This is a genomic window from Paraburkholderia sp. CNPSo 3281 (assembly GCF_024206515.1).
In the GTDB taxonomy this organism is placed as follows: Bacteria; Pseudomonadota; Gammaproteobacteria; order Burkholderiales; family Burkholderiaceae; genus Paraburkholderia; species Paraburkholderia nodosa.
Genome location: NZ_JAMBPS010000060.1, coordinates 24,568 through 42,182 on the forward strand (window position 1 = coordinate 24,568; position 17,615 = coordinate 42,182).

Genomic DNA, 17,615 nt, shown 5'->3' on the forward strand with positions numbered 1-17,615 from the left:
CTTTCAATCGACGACGAAAAGCTTCGCGCCCGTGCGCGTGTACGACTGGTGCGCCTCGGCGTTGTCGCCCACCTGATAGCTCATGCCGGGCGTGAGGACGAACTTGCGCCCGTCGTCGAGTGTGGTTTCGAGTTCGCCTTCGAGGCAGAACAGAATGTGCCCCTTCTTGCACCAGTGATCCGCGAGGTAGCCGGGCGAATACTCGACCATACGCACGCGGATCGGGTCGGCTTCGTCGCCGAAGAAACGCGTGCGCCAGGTGGCCATGCCCGTTTCCCCGTTGTGTTGGGTGGGTTCGACGCTGGACCAGTCGGTGGTGCCGAAGCGAAATGCGTCCATCTTCATGCGGTTTTCTCCTTGTGTGTTACGTCAGAGTGTAGCGGAGCGCGCTCACGCATCGTCGTCGTCCGCCACGCGTTCCCGTTCGTCCACGCGCTTCATGTTATCGAGCAGCTTCAGCAGATAGTGCAGCGTGTGCGTCATGTCGTCCGACGAAAAATTGTCCAGCACGGCTTCGTAGTACGCCTCGATTTTCGGCGTGGCCTGCGCAACCCATAGCTTGCGGCCCGGCCCGGTCATGCAAACGAGGCGCGAGCGGCGATCGCGCGCATCCGCCTGGGTACTCACGTGGCCGTCGCGTTCCATCCGGCTGATCAGACCCGAGAGATTCTGGCGGCTCACCATCAGATAGCGCGCGAGATCGCCCACGCTCATCCCCGGCTGGGCTTCCGGGCGCGAGAGCGCGCCGAGCACGGCCCATTGCTGCGTGGTCAAACCCTCGGCTTCCACAGCGCGCGTGCCGGTTTTATGCAACATGTTTGCGCATTGATAGAGCCGGAAGAAGAGCCGGTTGGCGAGATCGAAGCGGCTTGAATCCTGAATTTTTGGTGTTTTAGGCAAGGGTTTCTCCTGGTGATTCCGCGCTTGTCTTCGACTTGGGTGTTACCTAGTATACGTCAACATATTGACGTAATTCGCGACGAGGCCAAAAGGCGGGCCCGGCGTCGAAGGCGTCTATGGTACTGCTCAACCGAATGGAGGATCGCGGTGCGAAAACTCGAAGGCAAGACGGTCGTGGTGACGGGCGGTGGCGGCGGCATCGGCGGGGCGACCTGCCGGCGCTTCGCGGCCGAGGGCGCGCGTGTAGCGGTGCTGGATCTGTCGCTCGAAGCGGCGCTGAAGGTGGCCGGGGAGATTCACGAAAAGGGCGGCCACGCGCTGGCGCTGCGTTGCGACATCACGAACCGCGCGGAGGTGGAAACGGCGCTCGAGCAAGCGCAAGCACAGCTCGGTCCCGTGGATGTGCTCGTGAACAATGCGGGCTGGGACGTATTCCGCCCGTTCACGAAGACCGAACCGGCGCAGTGGGACAAGCTCATCGCCATCAATCTCACCGGCGCGCTGCACATGCATCACGCGGTGCTGCCTGGCATGGTCGAGCGCAAGCGCGGACGCATCATCAACATCGCCTCGGACGCCGCGCGCGTGGGCTCGTCGGGCGAAGCGGTCTATGCGGCGTGCAAGGGCGGCCTCGTGGCGTTTTCGAAGACCATCGCGCGTGAGCATGCGCGCCACGGCATCACCGTGAACGTGGTGTGCCCGGGCCCGACCGACACCGCTCTCTTCGCCGAATACAAGGAAGGCGCGGGCAACCCCGAAAAGCTTCTGGAAGCGTTCCAGCGCTCCATTCCGCTCGGCCGCATCGGGCAGCCCGACGATCTGCCCGGCGCGATCGTGTTCTTCGCGAGCGACGACGCGAACTACATCACGGGCCAGGTGCTGAGCGTATCGGGCGGCCTGACCATGGCGGGCTAACGCCGACGAACGCGCGCTCTATCGACTACGAAACATCAAAGGCATCGATCATGAACTACGAAGACATTCTCTACGAAGTGCGCAACGGCGCGGCATGGATCACCATCAACCGGCCCGACAAGATGAACGCGTTTCGCGGGCGCACCTGCGACGAACTCATTCACGCGATCAACAAGGCGGGCTACGACCGCGAGATCGGCGTGATCGTCCTTGCGGGTGCGGGCGACAAGGCGTTCTGCACGGGCGGCGACCAGTCCGCGCACGCGGGACAGTACGACGGGCGCGGCACGATCGGCCTGCCGATGGAAGAGCTGCACACGGCGATTCGCGACGTGCCCAAACCCGTGATCGCACGTGTGCAGGGCTATGCGGTAGGCGGCGGCAACGTGCTGTGCACGATCTGCGATTTCACCATCGCTTCGGAAAAGGCCGTGTTCGCGCAGGCGGGCCCGAAGGTCGGCTCGGTCGATCCGGGTTACGGCACGGCGTTTCTCGCGCGCGTGGTGGGCGAAAAGAAGGCGCGTGAAATCTGGTATCTGTGCAGACGCTATCCGGCGGCCGAAGCGCTGGCCATGGGCCTCGTGAATGCGGTCGTGCCGCACGATCAGCTCGACGCGGAAGTGCAGAAGTGGTGCGACGAGATCATGGAAAAGAGCCCCACGGCCATTGCGATCGCCAAGCGCTCGTTCAATATGGACACCGCGCATCAGGCCGGCATTGCCGGCATGGGCATGTATGCGCTCAAGCTCTACTACGACACGGAAGAATCGCGCGAGGGCGTGCGCGCTTTCCAGGAAAAGCGCAAACCCGAGTTCCGCAAGTACGCCAAATAAAGGCGTCTCCATGACGATAAGGATGACGAATGAATAGAGCAGGCCGCTTCAAGGAGACACCATGAATCCGTATATCGACGACGACCTCGCCGCGCTCGGCGAGCACGCGCGGCGCTTCGCACAAGGGCGCGTCGCGCCTGGCTTTATCGAGCGCGATACCACACGCGTGCTCGATCGCGGCCTCATGCTCGAAATGGGCGAGATGGGCTTCATTGCGCCGGAATTGCCTGAGCAGTATGGCGGCCAGGGCCTGGGCTGCCTCGCCGCAGGGGTGATCCACGAGGAGATTGCGCGCGCGGACCTGAGCCTCTCGTACATCAATCTGCTTGCCTCGCTCAACGGACAGATCCTCGCCAAGCACGCCGCCCCCGAGATTGCGCGCCCGTGGCTCGAGCGCCTCACGCAGGGCCGCGCGCTGCTCGCCATCGCGCTCACGGAACCGCGCGGCGGCTCGGATGCCGCGAACCTGCGCCTGAAAATGGAGCGCGTAGGTGATCACTACGTCCTCAACGGCGAGAAGACCTCGATTTCGGCCGCCGATCAGGCCGACGCCGCGGTGGTGTTCGCGCGCACCGGCAGCGTGGCAGACGGCGCACGCGGCGTCTCGGCCATTCTCGTGCCGATGGATCTGCCGGGCGTCACGCGCAACCGCTTCGACTGCCACGGGCAGCGCGCCATCGGACGCGGTTCGATCTTCTTCGAGAATGTGCGCGTGCCGGTGGACCACCTGCTGGGCGACGAGGGCAACGGCTTCGTTCAGGTGATGCAGGGCTTCGACTTTTCGCGCGCGCTGATCGGCCTGCAGGTGCTTGCCGTGGCGAGCGTGAGCCTCGAAGAAACGTGGGAGTACGTCGCCCAGCGCGAAGCCTTTGGCAAGCCGCTTTCGGCATTCCAGGGCGTGTCGCATCCGCTCGCCGAATACGCAACCCAGGTGGAGGCGGCGCGCCTGCTGTGCCTGCAAACGCTGTGGCTCAAGGACCGTGGACTGCCGCATACGGCCGAAGCGGCCATGTGCAAGTGGTGGGGGCCGAAGCTCGCCTACGACGTGGTGCATCAATGCCTGCTTTCGTTCGGGCACGGCGGCTACGATCGCGGGCCGCTCGAACAGCGCCTGCGCGACGTGCTCGGCTTCCAGATCGGCGACGGCACGGCTCAGATCATGAAGACCATCATCGCGCGCTCGAACGCGGGCCGCGACGCGGTGCCGGCATGATGCGCGCCGCCTGCGACGTTTCCTGCAACGCCACGGGAGGCTGCATATGGAGTTCGACGCGGTATTGATCGGGCCGCGCCGCGCGCGGGAGGAGGCACGGCGCTGGTGGCCCGGGCGCACCATCAACGACGAACTGGACGCCTGCGTGGCGGAGTGTCCGGCGAAGACCGCGCTCACGGCGGTACGAATCGAAGACGGAGAGGCCACGCGCTTCACCTACGCGCAGATGGCGCGCATGGCGGACCGCATTGCCGTGGGCCTGGTCAGGCTCGGCGTCGCGAAGGGCGACGTGGTCTCGATGCAGCTGCCGAACTGCTGGCAGTTCACGCTGCTATATCTCGCGTCCTCGCGCATCGGTGCGGTGCTCAATCCACTCATGCCGATCTTTCGCGAGCGCGAGTTGTCGTTCATGCTCAACCATGGCGGCAGCAGGGTGATGATCGTGCCGCAGCGCTATCGAGGCTTCGACTACGAGGCCATGCTGCGCGCGCTGCGGCCTGAACTACCTGCCTTGGAGCACGTGGTGGTCGTGGGCGCAACCGACGAAGGCGAGCCGGCGCGCAACAGTTTCGAAGCGCTCCTGAGCGGCCCGCGCTGGGAAGAAGCGAGTGACGCCAAAGCCATCCTCACGCGCAATCGCCCAGGCCCCGACGACGTGACGCAACTGCTCTACACCTCCGGCACGACGGGCGAGCCCAAGGGCGTGATGCACACGGCGAACACGCTGTTTTCGAACATTCTTCCTTATGCGCAGGCCATGCGTCTCGGCCGCGACGATGTCGTGCTGATGGCCTCGCCGATGGCGCATCAAACCGGCTTCATGTATGGCCTCATGATGCCGATCGCCTTGCGGGCGAGCGCCGTCCTGCAGGACGTATGGCAGCCCGAGACGGCGCTCGCGCTCGTCGCACAGGAGCGTGCTACGTTCACGATGGCGTCCACGGCGTTTCTCGGCGATCTCGCCCACGCGGCCATCGAGACGGGCACGCGCGTGCCGACGCTACGGACGTTCTTGTGCGCGGGCGCGCCGATTCCCGGCGCACTGGTCGAACGCGCGCGCACGGCGCTGGGGGCGAAGATTGTCTCCGCGTGGGGCATGACGGAGCTGGGCGCGGTGACGCTCACGCGTCTGGACGACGATGACGAACGCGCGTCCACGACCGATGGTGCGCCGCTGCCGGGCGTGGAAGTGAAGGTGGTGGACGAGAACGACCACGCGCTGCCGCCGAACGTAGCGGGCCGGCTTTTCGTGCGCGCATGCTCGGGTTTCGGCGGCTATCTCAAGCGCGCGCATCTCAACGCGACAGATGCGCAAGGCTGGTTCGACACCGGGGACCTCGCGATCGTCGACGAGCGCGGCTACATCCGCATCAGCGGCCGCAGCAAGGACGTGATCATTCGCGGCGGCGAGAATATTCCCGTGGTCGAGATCGAGTCGCTGCTCTATCGTCATCCCGCGGTTGCGCAGGTGGCGATCGTCGCGTACGCGGACGAGCGGCTGGGCGAGCGCGCCTGCGCCGTAGTGGTGGCCAGGCCTGGCGCCGTTGTCGATCTGCCTTCGCTCGTAGGCTTTCTCAAGTCGCACAAGGTGGCCGCGCAGTACCTGCCCGAGCGGCTATGGCTGCTCGATGCCATGCCGACCACGCCCGCAGGCAAGGTGCAGAAGTTCCGTTTGCGCGACATGCTGCGTGAAGCCGATGTCAGAAAACCTGCCGGAACATCCAGTAAAGACCAGCAGCCAGCGCAATCGAAGCAGGCAACGTGAGCACCCACGCGAGCACGAGGTTGCGCACGGTGCCCCACTGCAGGCCCGAGCCGTTCGCGGCCATCGTGCCCGCCACGCCCGAAGCGAGGATATGCGTAGTCGACACCGGCAAGCCGTAGACATCGGCCATGCCGATCGTAATCATGGCGACCGCTTCGGCCGAAGCGCCCTGACCATAGGTAAGGTGCTGCTTTCCGATCTTTTCGCCCACCGTCACGACGATGCGCTTCCAGCCCACCATCGTGCCGAGACCGAGCGCGAGAGCCACGGCCACCTTCACCCAGGTCGGAATGAACTTGGTCGAGTGGTCCATCTGCTTGCGGAAGGTGTCGAGCACCTTGGCGTCCCCGGGTGACATCTCGGGTGCCTTCGCCTTTTGCATCAGGCGGATCGCTTCGCTCGCCACGTACATGTTGTTGCGCACGTTGTCGACGATCGCGTCGGGCACCGTCGCCATCGAGCCGGAAAGGGCGACCTGGTCGGCGATGGTATCGGTGAGCTGGCGCAGCGCGGGCAGCGTGGCGGGCGTGAGCTGGCGTGTGCGCACGAACGCCTCGACCTCGGCGCGCGCATTGTCGGGCGGCGCGCCGTGCGCGTATCGGCCTAGCGTTGCGGACGCCTCGCGCGCCACGACCACGAACGCCGCGGTTTGCTCGGGCGTGACGGCCTTGTTGAGCGCGTAGGCGGTCGGCACGACGCCGATCAGGATCAGCATGATGAGGCCCATGCCTTTCTGGCCGTCGTTCGAGCCGTGGGCGAACGAAACGCCGGTGCAGGTGAGAATGAGCAGCGTTCGGATCCAGAGCGGCGGCGCCTGGTTGGCTTTGGGCTCGGCATAGAGCGCGGGCACGCGCACGAGCAGCTTGAGCACGAGCAGCAGCAGCCCGGCCATCACGAAGCCGACCACGGGCGAGAACAGCAGCGCTTTGCCCACGCCCGCCGCCTGGTCCCAGTCCACGCCGCTCGTGCCCGAAGGCCCGCTGATGAACTGGTTCATGATCCCCACGCCGATGATCGAGCCCACGAGCGTATGTGAACTGGATGAAGGCAGCCCGAAATACCAGGTGCCGAGGTTCCAGACGATTGCGGCGATCAGGAGTGCGAACACCATGGCGAAGCCTGCACCGCTGCCGACCTGAAGGATGAGTTCCACCGGCAGCAGTTGCAGGATGCCGAACGCGACCGCGCCGCTGGAGACGAGCACGCCGATGAAATTCCACGCGCCCGACCATGCCACCGCGAGATGCGGATCGAGTGAGTTCGTGTAGATGACGGTAGCGACGGCGTTGGCGGTGTCGTGAAAGCCGTTCACGAACTCGAAGCCGAGCGCGATGAGGAGCGCAAGCCCGAGCAGGATGAAGGGCAGCGCCGAGCTTTCGCGCACGGCGCGCAAATCAACGACGAGATGATCGATGACATAAATCGCCCCGGCCGCGATGACGGCGAGAAATAGGGCGATGCCCATACCGCGGCGGCGTGCGCTCGGAGCGCGGTAGGGGGACAAGGGTATGTCCGGCATGAAAGCGTGGTGGCTCTGGTCAATCCGCTTGGGGAAGCGCCTCGGCACAGCGTATGCGGGTTCGCAAACGTGCGTGGCGCGGTGCCGCGTCGGCACGCTGGAAAAGCGCTGCGGACGAGACGACGCAGTGTCGCACAAATGACAAAAATCAGACACGGACGTGACGCCGCACGGGTCCGCGCGCGGGCGCGCTTTTGTGACTTTTCACAATCACCTTATCCGCTTTCCCAGTTCTCCCGGCGCGGCCAAGCCCGTAGCATGGGCGTGAAACGCGGCACCTCGCATACAAGCCGCGAATTGAATTCATGGAGACGAACGTGTCGAAAGCCCCCTGGTTCGCCAGCTATGGCGAGATTCCCGCCACCATCAATCCCGATCGGCATCCGTCGCTCGCGCATATGTTCATTGAGGCGATGCGCGAACATGCGCACCGGCCGGCATTGCGCGCGGGCGACGCCACGCCGGGCGACGCTTCGCCGGGCGACGCTTCGCCGGGCGACGCTTCGCTCAGCTACGCCGATGTCGATCGTCTCTCGCGCGACTTCGCGGCGTATCTGCAGCACGTGGGCGTGAAGAAGGGCGACCGCGTCGCCGTGATGTTGCCGAACCTGCTCGCGTTTCCCATCGCGCTGATCGGCATCGTGCGCGCAGGGGCGGTGCAGGTGAACGTGAATCCGCTCTATACGCCGCGCGAGCTTCAGCACCAGCTGGTGGATTCCGGCGCGCAAACGCTCGTGGTGTTCGAGGGTGCGCTGCCCACTTTCGATGCGATCAAGGCGCATACGGCCGTGCAGACCGTGCTGAGCGTTGCTGCAAGCGATTGCGCAAGCGCGGGCGGAGAGCGCGATGTGCAGCCCGGCTCGTTTGCGACGGCGCTCGCACAGGGCGCCGGCTTGCCGTTCGAAGCCCCCGCGTTGTGCGGCGACGATCCGCTCTTCCTGCAATATACGGGCGGCACGACCGGGCTTTCCAAGGGCGCGCTGCTCACGCACCGCAACCTCGTCGCCAACGTCGAGCAGTTCAAGGCCTTCATGCCGGGCTTCATGAACCCGGGCGAGGAAGTCGTCGTGACCGCGCTGCCGCTCTATCACATCTTCGCGCTGACGGTGAATCTGATCACCTACTTCTCGATTGGCGCCGACAACTGGCTCGTTGCGAATGCGCGCGATCTCGACGGCATGATCGATGTGTTCAAGGCCGCGCGGCCCACGAGCTTCATGGGCGTGAATACGCTCTATGCGGGGCTCGTTGCGCATCCGCGCATCGGCGAGGTCGATTTTTCGCGGCTGCGGCTCGCGGGCGGCGGCGGCGCGGCGATCATTCCTACGGTGTCCGAGCGCTGGCAGGCCATTACGGGCGGCTTCATCCGCGAAGGCTACGGGCTGTCGGAGACGAGCCCGGTGCTGTCGTTCAACCCGGGGAGCGTCGATCGCTTCACCGGGACGACGGGGCTGCCGGTGCCCTCCACCGACGTCAAGCTGATGAACGACGGCGTCGAGGCCGCGCCAGGCGAGCCGGGTGAGATCTGCGCGAAGGGCCCGCAGGTGATGCAGGGCTACTGGAACCAGCCCGAGGCCACGCGCGCCGCGTTTACGGACGATGGCTACTTTCGCACCGGCGACGTGGGCGTGTTCGACGCGCGTGGCTTTCTGCGTATTGTCGATCGCTCGAAGGACATGATCCTCGTTTCGGGCTTCAACGTGTATCCGAATGAAATCGAGGCGGTCGTGACCGCGCTGCCGGGCGTGGCCGAATGCGCGTGTGTGGGCGTGGCCGACGAACGAAGCGGCGAGGCCGTGCGCGTGTTCGTGGTGCCCGCGCGTGAGGCGGCGCTGAGCGAGGAAGCCGTGATCGCGCATTGCCGGGCGCAACTCGCGGCGTACAAGGTGCCGCGCGTGGTGAGCTTCGTCGAGGCGCTGCCGAAGTCGACGGTGGGCAAGATCTTGCGGCGTGAATTGCGCGACGCGGGGTGACGCGCGAGAGCGGCGTGTCGCGTCATTCAGCGCGCCGCGCTCTTCGCCTTCTTCACCCCGAGGCGTCCCTTCTTCTCCATCTTCTTGCCATCGCGCTGGACACCCTGCGTCGCCCCACGCAGCTTGAGCGCGATATCGAGCCGCGCGATCCAGTGCGCGTCGGTGAGCTTCGCGCCCAGCAGCGTCTCGATGCGCTCGAGCCGGTAGTCGAGCGTATTCGGATGCACCCCTAACGTTTCAGCCGTCTGGCGCCGGCGCTGCCCGCTGGCGAACCACGCTTCGAGCGTGGCGAGCAGGTCCGCCTCTGTCGCCAGTTGCTCGGCGAGCGAGACGAGATAGCGCAGCACGTTGGCGCTGCTGCGCACACTCTCCTCGATGGCGATCGACGAAAAGCGGTGCACGCGCAGGAAGTTGCCGGGTTCGTCGCCATTTTCGTCGCCGTCGTCCGCGCGGCTGCCACGCGGCGCAAAGTCCACCGCCTTGAGCGCTTCTTCCACCGAGGCCGCCCAGCCGCGCGCCCCTTCGTTCATGAGCCCGATGCCGATGCTGCGCACACGCGGCTCGGCGCGCGCGAGCGCGGCCGCATGCTCGGCCACGCGCTGATCGTTGCGCGTCATCGAATCGCCCCGCACGCACGGCAGCCAGAACACCAGCCGCTCGCGGTGCCACGCACGCACCAGCGCATCGGGCTTCAGCTCGAAGTGCCGCGCGGCGCTGAGTGCGAATCGGTCGAGCGCATCCTCGCGCACCGAAGGCGCGTGGTCGCGCAAGTCCAGATCGACGGCGAGCGCAATGCGCGGTAGCGTGGCGTCGAGGCCGAGCGCCTCGACGGTCTCGCGAAAGCGTGCGGCGTCGTCGGGGGCATGGAACACGAGGTCGTAGAGCTGCTGCAGCAGCGAGCCGCGCCAGCGCGCCTGCTGGTGCTGCTCGTCGAGATAGGCCTCGGCGATGTGCTCGGCCATCGCATCGAAATAATCGAGCAGATAAGGCGAAATATCGAATAGCAGTTCGTGCGCGAGCGCCGGGTCGGCTTCCGCAAGCTCCGTGCAGGTGCGCCACAACTCGCGCGCGCCCAGGCGAAAGGCGCGCAGCAGCGAGCGCAGCGGCACGTTCTGGTGCACGCGGCGGCGCGCGAACGCCGCGGTCTGGTCCATGACTTCGGAGGTGGGCGGCGTACCGTCGAGCAGGCACTGGAACCACAGGTTCGCGGAAAACGCGATCGACGAGAAGATGTCCTTGCGCGCCGCCGCCGAGAGCGCACTATAGCCTTCGAGCGAGAGCAGCGTGTCGTAGGTGCGCTGGACCGCCTTGGGCTGGGTTTTGGCGAGCGTGCGAAGCCTGCTGCGCAGGCGTGGGCTGATGGAGGGAACGGGGGGCGGCACGGTGAGTTCGCGGATTCGCGCGGGTTCGTTTAGGCGATACCCGCGAGTGTACTCAGCGCCGTGCCGTTGCGTCGAGGGGCTGCAGGCGAAACCGGGGGCCGTGCAGGCGACCCCCGGCGGTGCATCGGCACAACGCTCAGAACAACAGCGCGATACCGGCCATGCCGACGAACTGCGAGCGCGTGGACGAGGGCGTCGAGTTCTGCGAGTCGCCCACGGCCGGGCTCGCGTTGACGATGTTGCCCGCGCCGTTCGCGCCGAGCGTCTGGCCGCCCGCGTGCTGGTAGGCCTGCAGCGCATAAAGCGTGGTGCGCTTCGAGAGGTGGTACGACTCCTTGAGCGAGTACTGCTGATAACGCGCCGCGCTCGTGATGCCGTTGGCCTTCGAGGCCAGCGTATAGGCGAAGCCGCCGCCCACGTCGAAGGCCGGCGTGAAGCGGTACACGGCGAGCGCCGCCCAGGTGTTGAAGATGGCCGTGTCGTGGAAGATCGACTTGCCACCCGCAATGTACTGAACGTTCGAATACGACGCGCCGAGGACCAGGTTGCCGATCGTGTAGTTGCCGCCGGCCGCGATGTGCTGGACCGCGCTCGCCGAGACATAGCCCGTATTCAGCGACGACTTGCCGAAGCTGCCGGTGGAGGAGCTGTCGAATCCGCTCGTCAACTGCGCGTTGTCCATGCGCAGGATGGCCGCGGCGACGCTCACCGGGCCGGCGGAATAGCGCAGCGCGGCGCTCCACGTCTGGCCCTTGCCGGTGCTGCCCGCAATGCCGCCGAGCGCGTACATGGCGCTGGCCTGCACGCCGTAAAAGATCGGCGAGGTGTAGGTGGCTGAATTGTTGATGCGCACGGTCGTGTCGAGACCGTCGATATCGCCGGGGTGCGCGCCGGTTGCGCCCGTGAGCCACGAGCTTCCCGTGAGCGGCCCGACGAACAGGTAATACGGCGTGTACTGGCGGCCAGCCGTGAACGTGCCCAGGTTCTGGTTCTGCAGGCCCACGTAGGCCTGGCGATTGAAGATCAGTCCGCTCGACGAAAGCGCGCCCGAGTTGAGGTCGAAGCCGTTCTGCAGGTCGAAGATCGCGAACGTGCCGCCGCCGAGATCTTCCTTGCCCTGCAAGCCGAACTTGGACGCATACAGGTTGCCCTGGCGCAGATAGACGTTCGAGTGGCCGTTCTGGTTGTTGACGTAGGTAATGGCGTCGTCGACGGCGCCGTAAAGCGTGACGCTGCTTTGCGCGAACGCCGGGCTGGCCACGAGGGCCGCGCTGGTGGCTAGGAACGTGCCAAAACCAAGGCCTGCTTTCTTCATCGTTGTGTGTCTCCGGGTGAGATTTGGACTGCTTATATTTTTCTTTGCTACGCCGCCTGATTTTCAGGTCGATGCGGCGTGCGTACTGCTGCGCGAAGTGACTACGGTGACCGCGTTTGAATCAATCCTGCGGTTGGCGCGCCCCCTCAGCGGCGAGTGCGCGCTGGCGCGCCTGCGCCGCGAGGCGCACGGCGGCGTTGGGCGCGCCGTAGCCGTCATAGCCGCCGCGCCGCTCCACGATCTCCAGGAAGAAGCGCTGGTCGAGCGTCTCCGTGTAGGCGTGCAGGAACTCGCCGCCGCGCTCGTCGCGGTCGTAGAGCAGGTTGTGGTTGCGCAGCGCGTCGAGAAACTCGGGGTCGAGCGCATGGCGCGCGTCGAGATCGTCGTAATAGTTCGCGGGTACGCGCAGGAGCGGCACACCGGCCGCCTCGAATTCGGTCACGGCGCGGAAGATGTCACCGGTGTTGAACGCCACGTGGTTCAGGCCCGTGCCGTGGTAGGCGCGCACGGTCTCTGCCGCGGCCGTGTGCTGGTCCACCGAGGCGTTGAGCACGACGCGCAACCCGCGGTCGCGGCTCATGAGTGCGCGGCTGCGCACGAGGCCGTACGGGTCGGGCAGCAGCACGGCGGGCGTCGCTTCGAGCCCGAACGCCGACTTCAGGAACAGCACCCACGAGTCGAACGAGCCGGCAGGCAGCGAAAGGCTCACGTGATCGATGCCCGCGATCGGTCCCACTTCGACCGGGCCGTCGATATCCGTGAGCGCGAAATCGGCTTCGAAGAGGGTGGGCTGGCCCGGCTCCTCATTAACGAAATAGTTAAGACTGCCGTCCGGCCCCTGGACGGCGGGCACCACGCGCTCGTTCGGACCCACGCGGCCCGAGAACGGCTGGTAGCCAAAGCCCGCCGCGCGTTCGAGCGCGAGGCGCGCATCGTCCACGCGAAACGCCGAGGCGCAGAGCGAGAGCCCATGGCGCTGGAAAAACGCGCCGGCGAACGAGTCGGGCTCGGCGTTGAGCACGATGGCGGCCGAGCCGTGCTGATAGAGCGTCACGTCCTTCGAACGATGCTGGCCCGCGCGGCGGAAACGCAGCTTTTCGAGCCAGTTCGCCACATGCGCGCGCGCGGTGTCGTCCACGGCGAACTCGAGGAATTGCCACTGCGCGTTCGCGGGCGCGGCGCTCGGATGGTAGAGCGCGCTCGCATCGACATGCTCCGCCTGCAGGGTTTCGCGCGTGAGCGATTCGAGCAGCAAGAGCGAGCGATGGCCGTCGGCGGCGGTGGCGGCGGGCGGCGCGCCGCGAAAGCCGTCATTGAAGATTTCGAGCGAGAGCGGGCCCGTGTAGCCGCTTTTCACCACCTGCGCCGTGAAATCCGCGAGCGCGAAGTCGCCCTGGCCCGGGAAGCAACGATAGTGCCGGCTCCATTCGAGCACGTCCATCTGCATTCTCGGTGCATCGGCGATCTGTACGAAACCGATGCGCGAGCCCGGAATCGCGGCGATGCCGTCGGGCGCGTCGTCGAGCGAGAGCGTATGGAAGCTGTCCAGCGCGAGCGTCAGGTTCGCGTGATTGACGGTGTTGACGAGCCGCCACGCGTGGCCATAGGTGCGCACGTGGCGTCCCCACGCAAGCGCCTCATAACAGATCGTCACGCCCGCTTCCCCGGCGGCTTGCGCGAGCGCGCCAAGCTGTTCGGCGGCCAGGGCGTCGTCGCAGATCGTTTCGGGCGAGACATTGCTGCACACCAGCAAACGGTCCGTGCCCAGTTGATGCATCACGTCGAACTTGCGCTTCACGCGTTCGATGTTGCGCGCGAGGCGCTCGGGCGCGACGCCTTCGAAATCGCGGAACGGCTGGTACAGCACGATATCGAGGCCGAGATCGCCAGCCATGCGGCGCACGTCGGCGGGCGAGCCTTCGAAATAGAGCAGATCGTTCTCGAAGATCTCGACGGCATCGAAGCCCGCGGCGCGGATCGCGGCGAGCTTTTCGGCGAGCGTGCCGCTGATCGACACCGTGGCGATCGAGCGGCGCAGCGCGCGAGAGGGGGCATGGAGCGGCTTGGACATGGACATGGCGAGCGTGCTGACTGCGACTTCGGTGTTGAACAAGGGACCGGCGCGGCGGCGTGGGGCGGGCGTTTAACTAACTGGCGCACCGCAGACACACTTGCCGCTGGAGTGTCCGAAGGATACGCCAAACTAACTAGTTAGTACAAATTCTGGCAAACCCCAGGTGACCGGTGCACCGCTTCGCGGCACACTGGCGGCCATGCGGTGAAGCATGCAACGGTTCTTCAGTATGCGCCGTGCCGGTCGTCAAGCTGTTCTGGAGTGTGTGCAATGGGAATGCCTTCGGTGCTGGTCCTGAACGGACCGAACCTGAATCTGCTGGGAACGCGGGAGCCCGCGATCTACGGCGCTGAAACGTTAGATGACGTCGCCAACCTGTGCCGCGAGGCGGCGGGGCGTCTTGGGCTCGAGATCGATTTTCGCCAGTCGAACGCCGAGCATCAGCTGATCGACTGGCTGCACGAAGCGCGCACGCGCGTAGACGGCATCGTCATCAATCCGGCTGCTTATACGCATACGTCGGTGGCGATTGCCGATGCGCTTTCCGCCATCGCGAAGCCGGTGATCGAGGTCCATATCTCGAACGTGCACAAGCGCGAGGCGTTCCGGCACCATTCCTTCGTTTCGCCTGTTGCGGAGGCCATCATCGTCGGCTGCGGCACGCAAGGGTATGTGCTCGCGCTGGAGCGCATGGCCACGCTGCTCGCTAAAAAGGTGACGCAATGAGCGCCCAGGACACCGCCAAAACGAACGCGCTGGGCGCGCGCGCAACCGCCAACTCGTTTCTCTGCGGGCTGATCGGCTCGGGCATCGGCGGCTCGCTCACCCCCGCGATGCAGGAGCAGGAAGGTCGCGAACTCGGCTTCAACTATGTGTACCGGCGCATCGACCTCGAAGCGCTGAAGCTCACGCCCGCCGCGCTGCCCGATCTGTTGCTGGCCGCCGAGCGCATGGGCTTCGACGGATTGAACATCACCTATCCGTGCAAGCAGGCTGTGATCGAACTGCTCGACGAACTCTCCGATGACGCTCGCGCCCTCGGCGCTGTGAACACGGTGTTGTTCCGCGACGGCAAGCGCATCGGCCACAACACCGACTGGTCGGGTTTCGCGCGCGCGTTCCAGCGCGGCCTTGCCGACGTCTCGCTCGAAGCGGTGGTGCAACTGGGCGCGGGCGGCGCGGGCGCGGCGGTCGCGCACGCGGCGCTGCAGATGGGCGCCCAGGCGCTCACGCTGTTCGACGTGGACGCGTCGCGCGCCGAGTCGCTCGCCAGCGAATTGCAGGCGCGCTTCCCGGCGGTTCGCGTGAGCGCGGGCGGCGATCTGCGCGAAGTGCTCCAGCACGCCACGGGCCTTATCCACGCCACGCCCACCGGCATGGCGAAGTTGCCCGGCATGCCGCTGCCCGCGGAGTATCTGCACGAGCGGCTGTGGGTGGCGGACATCGTTTATTTCCCGATCCGCACCGCGCTGCTCGAAGCGGCTGAAGCGCGCGGCTGCCGCACGCTGAGCGGCGGCGGCATGGCGGTGTACCAGGCAGTGGATGCGTTCCGGCTGTTCACGGGCGTCGAGCCCGACGCGGAACGCATGTATGCGCATCTGCAATCCATGCTGGCGGCGAACGCTGCAAGCGCCGGCGAATAACAACGACAGCGCGCGGCGGGAGTCAGTGTGAAAGCGCGAACTCCCGCCGACCGCGAAACAGGCATGGGACGGGAGCCAGCGCTCAAGCGCCAACTCCCGCCGACACATCGGAGACGACGACATGGCACCACCCGTATCCACAGGGCGCGGCGACGCGCCGAACCTTTCCGCAGCCGCGCCCGCCGAGGGCGCAATGCGTCGCTCGAAGGCGCGCTATCGCATCCTGGGCTTGCTGGCCGTCGGCACGATGATCAACTACCTCGATCGCACCGTGCTTGGCATCGCAGCGCCGCAGCTCACCAAGGAACTGGGCATCAACGCGGCGCTCATGGGCGTCGTGTTCTCGGCGTTCTCGTGGAGCTACGTCGTCGCGCAGATTCCGGGCGGCGTGTTCCTCGACCGCTTCGGCAGCAAGTTCACCTACTGGCTTTCGATGACGCTCTGGTCGATGTGCACGCTCGCACAGGGCTTCATCAGCGGCGTGGGCGCGCTGTTCGCGTGTCGTCTGGGTCTCGGCGCCGCGGAGTCGCCGTGCTTCCCGACCAATAGCCGCGTGGTCGCGACGTGGTTCCCGCAAAGCGAGCGCGCGTTCGCCACGGGCACCTATACGGTGGGCGAGTACATCGGCCTCGCGTTCTTTAGCCCGTTCCTCTTCGCGCTGATGGGCGCCTACGGCTGGCGCTCGCTGTTCTACGTGGTGGGCGGCGTGGGCATTGTGTTCGGTCTGGTGTGGTGGTTCCTGTATCGCGAGCCGCACGAGCATCCTGCGGCCAACCGCGCCGAGCTCGATTACATCGAGGCGGGCGGCGGTCTCGCTCGTCACGAGCGCAAGGCCGACGCGCAAGCCGCTGCCGGGCAACCGAAAAAGCAGGGCTTCGACTGGCGCATGGCCGGCCAGCTGGTGCGCCGCCGTCAGCTCGCGGGCATCTGCCTCGGGCAGTTCGCGGGCAACTCCACGCTCGTGTTCTTCCTCACGTGGTTCCCGACCTACCTCGCCACCGAGCGTCACATGGGCTGGCTCAAGATCGGCTTCTTCGCGATCATGCCGTTCATTGCTGCGTCGATCGGCGTGATGTTCGGCGGTACGTTCTCCGACTGGATGCTGCGCCGCGGCATCTCGGCCAACGTGGCGCGCAAGCTGCCGATCATCGCCGGTCTGCTGCTCGCCTCGACGATCATTCTCGCGAACTTCGTGGAGAGCAACGTGGCCGTGATCGCGATCCTTTCGGTGGCGTTCTTCTCGCAAGGGATGGCCGCGCTCGGCTGGACGCTCGTATCGGATATCGCGCCGGCGGGCATGCTCGGTCTCACGGGCGGTATTTTCAACCTTGCGGCCAATCTCGCGGGTATCATCACGCCGCTGGTCGTGGGGCTGATCGTGGGTGTAACGGGCTCGTTCGTCTGGGCGCTCGTGTTCATCGGCGTCATCGCGCTGATCGGCGCGGCCTCGTACATCTTCATCGTGGGTGATATCAAGCGGATCGAGCTTTAAGTCGCTGCTTTGGGGTCTTTGGCGGTTCCCTGTTTTCGGGACCTATCCGTCATTTCGTGGGCGAGGCATATCGGACCTATCCGTCATTTCGTGGGCGAGGCATATCATGAGAGGTAAAAATCATGGATATGCCGATGAAGAAGCGCACGGTAGCTTCGCAGGCAGCGGCCCGAGGGCCGCTGCCTGCCCTGCCTGAAGGCCTGCTTGACGAACTGGTCAAGGGGCCGATGACGCCCGCCGAGGTTCAGGACCTGATGCTGGCGTTCAACAAGGCCGTCATCGAGCGCGCGATGGGCGCCGAGATGAACAGGCATCTGGGCTACCCGCCGGGGCAGCAAGCCCGAAGGCCAGACCAACGAGCGCAACGGCGCCACCGGCAAGACGATCATCACGGATCACGGCCCGCTCAGGGTTGAACTGCCGCGGGACCGCGACGGTAGCTTCGAACCGATCCTGATTCCCAAACATGAGCGTCGTTTCACCGGCTTTGACGAGCGCATCATCGCGATGTACGCGCGTGGCATGAGCGTGCGCGAGATCCAGGCGTTTCTGGCCGAGACCTACGGCACCGAAGTGTCGCCCGATTTCATC

Annotated in this window: 14 protein-coding genes and 1 pseudogene; 9 read left to right on the forward strand and 6 right to left on the reverse strand. The window is 65.8% G+C overall.

Features of this window, described 5'->3' with window-relative positions; genetic code table 11:
• Positions 1 to 3: 3 nt before the first annotated feature.
• Positions 4 to 345 carry a DHCW motif cupin fold protein gene (locus tag M3I56_RS34420; protein WP_254357802.1) on the reverse strand — a complete coding sequence of 114 codons (342 nt, stop codon included), beginning with the start codon at positions 343 to 345 and terminating at the stop codon, positions 4 to 6.
• Positions 346 to 390: 45 nt separating this feature from the next.
• Positions 391 to 816, reverse strand: a complete 426-nt coding sequence (locus tag M3I56_RS34425; RefSeq protein WP_081771745.1) for a MarR family transcriptional regulator — start codon at positions 814 to 816, stop codon at positions 391 to 393.
• 231 nt (positions 817 to 1,047) lie between these two features.
• On the opposite strand from M3I56_RS34425, the gene badH reads away from it, so the two are divergent.
• The 4 genes from badH to aliA all read left to right on the forward strand — a co-directional run bounded on the left by badH (position 1,048) and on the right by aliA (position 5,626).
• A complete protein-coding gene (gene badH, locus M3I56_RS34430) occupies positions 1,048 to 1,815 on the forward strand; it encodes a 2-hydroxycyclohexanecarboxyl-CoA dehydrogenase (RefSeq protein WP_254357803.1) in 768 nt (255 codons plus the stop codon).
• Positions 1,816 to 1,865: 50 nt separating this feature from the next.
• Entirely contained in the window at positions 1,866 to 2,648 is a 783-nt protein-coding gene (badI, locus tag M3I56_RS34435; protein ID WP_028205392.1) for a 2-ketocyclohexanecarboxyl-CoA hydrolase, read from the forward strand.
• 61 nt (positions 2,649 to 2,709) lie between these two features.
• Positions 2,710 to 3,861 carry a cyclohexanecarboxyl-CoA dehydrogenase gene (gene aliB / locus M3I56_RS34440; protein WP_254357804.1) on the forward strand — a complete coding sequence of 384 codons (1,152 nt, stop codon included), beginning with the start codon at positions 2,710 to 2,712 and terminating at the stop codon, positions 3,859 to 3,861.
• Between the two features lie 46 nt (positions 3,862 to 3,907).
• Complete coding sequence (aliA, locus tag M3I56_RS34445; RefSeq protein WP_254357805.1) at positions 3,908 to 5,626, forward strand: cyclohexanecarboxylate-CoA ligase; 1,719 nt, start codon at positions 3,908 to 3,910, stop codon at positions 5,624 to 5,626.
• Here aliA and M3I56_RS34450 read toward each other — a convergent pair.
• On the reverse strand, positions 5,562 to 7,091 hold the full coding sequence (locus M3I56_RS34450) for an inorganic phosphate transporter (RefSeq protein WP_375541841.1): 1,530 nt from the start codon (positions 7,089 to 7,091) through the stop codon (positions 5,562 to 5,564). The two genes, aliA and M3I56_RS34450, sit on opposite strands and share 65 nt — an antisense overlap.
• A 371-nt stretch (positions 7,092 to 7,462) precedes the next feature.
• Between M3I56_RS34450 and M3I56_RS34455 the strand changes: the two genes are divergently transcribed.
• Entirely contained in the window at positions 7,463 to 9,118 is a 1,656-nt protein-coding gene (locus M3I56_RS34455; protein ID WP_254357807.1) for an AMP-binding protein, read from the forward strand.
• Between the two features lie 26 nt (positions 9,119 to 9,144).
• Here the strand turns inward: M3I56_RS34455 and M3I56_RS34460 are convergent, their stop codons facing one another.
• The 3 genes from M3I56_RS34460 to M3I56_RS34470 form a co-directional block, all read right to left on the reverse strand.
• On the reverse strand, positions 9,145 to 10,500 hold the full coding sequence (locus tag M3I56_RS34460) for a helix-turn-helix domain-containing protein (RefSeq protein ID WP_254357808.1): 1,356 nt from the start codon (positions 10,498 to 10,500) through the stop codon (positions 9,145 to 9,147).
• Between the two features lie 136 nt (positions 10,501 to 10,636).
• The gene (locus M3I56_RS34465; protein ID WP_254357809.1) at positions 10,637 to 11,815 is read right to left on the reverse strand and encodes a porin; all 1,179 of its coding nucleotides are present in this window, start codon (positions 11,813 to 11,815) and stop codon (positions 10,637 to 10,639) included.
• A 121-nt stretch (positions 11,816 to 11,936) separates the two neighbouring features.
• Positions 11,937 to 13,853 (reverse strand): bifunctional sugar phosphate isomerase/epimerase/4-hydroxyphenylpyruvate dioxygenase family protein, encoded by a 1,917-nt coding sequence (locus M3I56_RS34470; RefSeq protein WP_254357812.1) that lies wholly within the window; start codon positions 13,851 to 13,853, stop codon positions 11,937 to 11,939.
• A gap of 306 nt (positions 13,854 to 14,159) precedes the next feature.
• Between M3I56_RS34470 and aroQ the strand changes: the two genes are divergently transcribed.
• The 4 genes and pseudogenes from aroQ to M3I56_RS34490 form a co-directional block, all read left to right on the forward strand.
• Positions 14,160 to 14,615: a type II 3-dehydroquinate dehydratase gene (aroQ, locus tag M3I56_RS34475; RefSeq protein ID WP_254345390.1), complete on the forward strand. Its 456-nt coding sequence runs from the start codon at positions 14,160 to 14,162 to the stop codon at positions 14,613 to 14,615.
• Positions 14,612 to 15,532: a shikimate dehydrogenase gene (locus M3I56_RS34480; protein ID WP_254345392.1), complete on the forward strand. Its 921-nt coding sequence runs from the start codon at positions 14,612 to 14,614 to the stop codon at positions 15,530 to 15,532. Before aroQ ends, M3I56_RS34480 begins: the two co-directional genes overlap by 4 nt.
• A 193-nt stretch (positions 15,533 to 15,725) precedes the next feature.
• A complete protein-coding gene (locus M3I56_RS34485; RefSeq protein WP_254357813.1) occupies positions 15,726 to 17,024 on the forward strand; it encodes an MFS transporter in 1,299 nt (432 codons plus the stop codon).
• A 128-nt stretch (positions 17,025 to 17,152) separates the two neighbouring features.
• Positions 17,153 to 17,615 (forward strand): annotated as a pseudogene (locus tag M3I56_RS34490) (transposase); the annotation flags it as partial.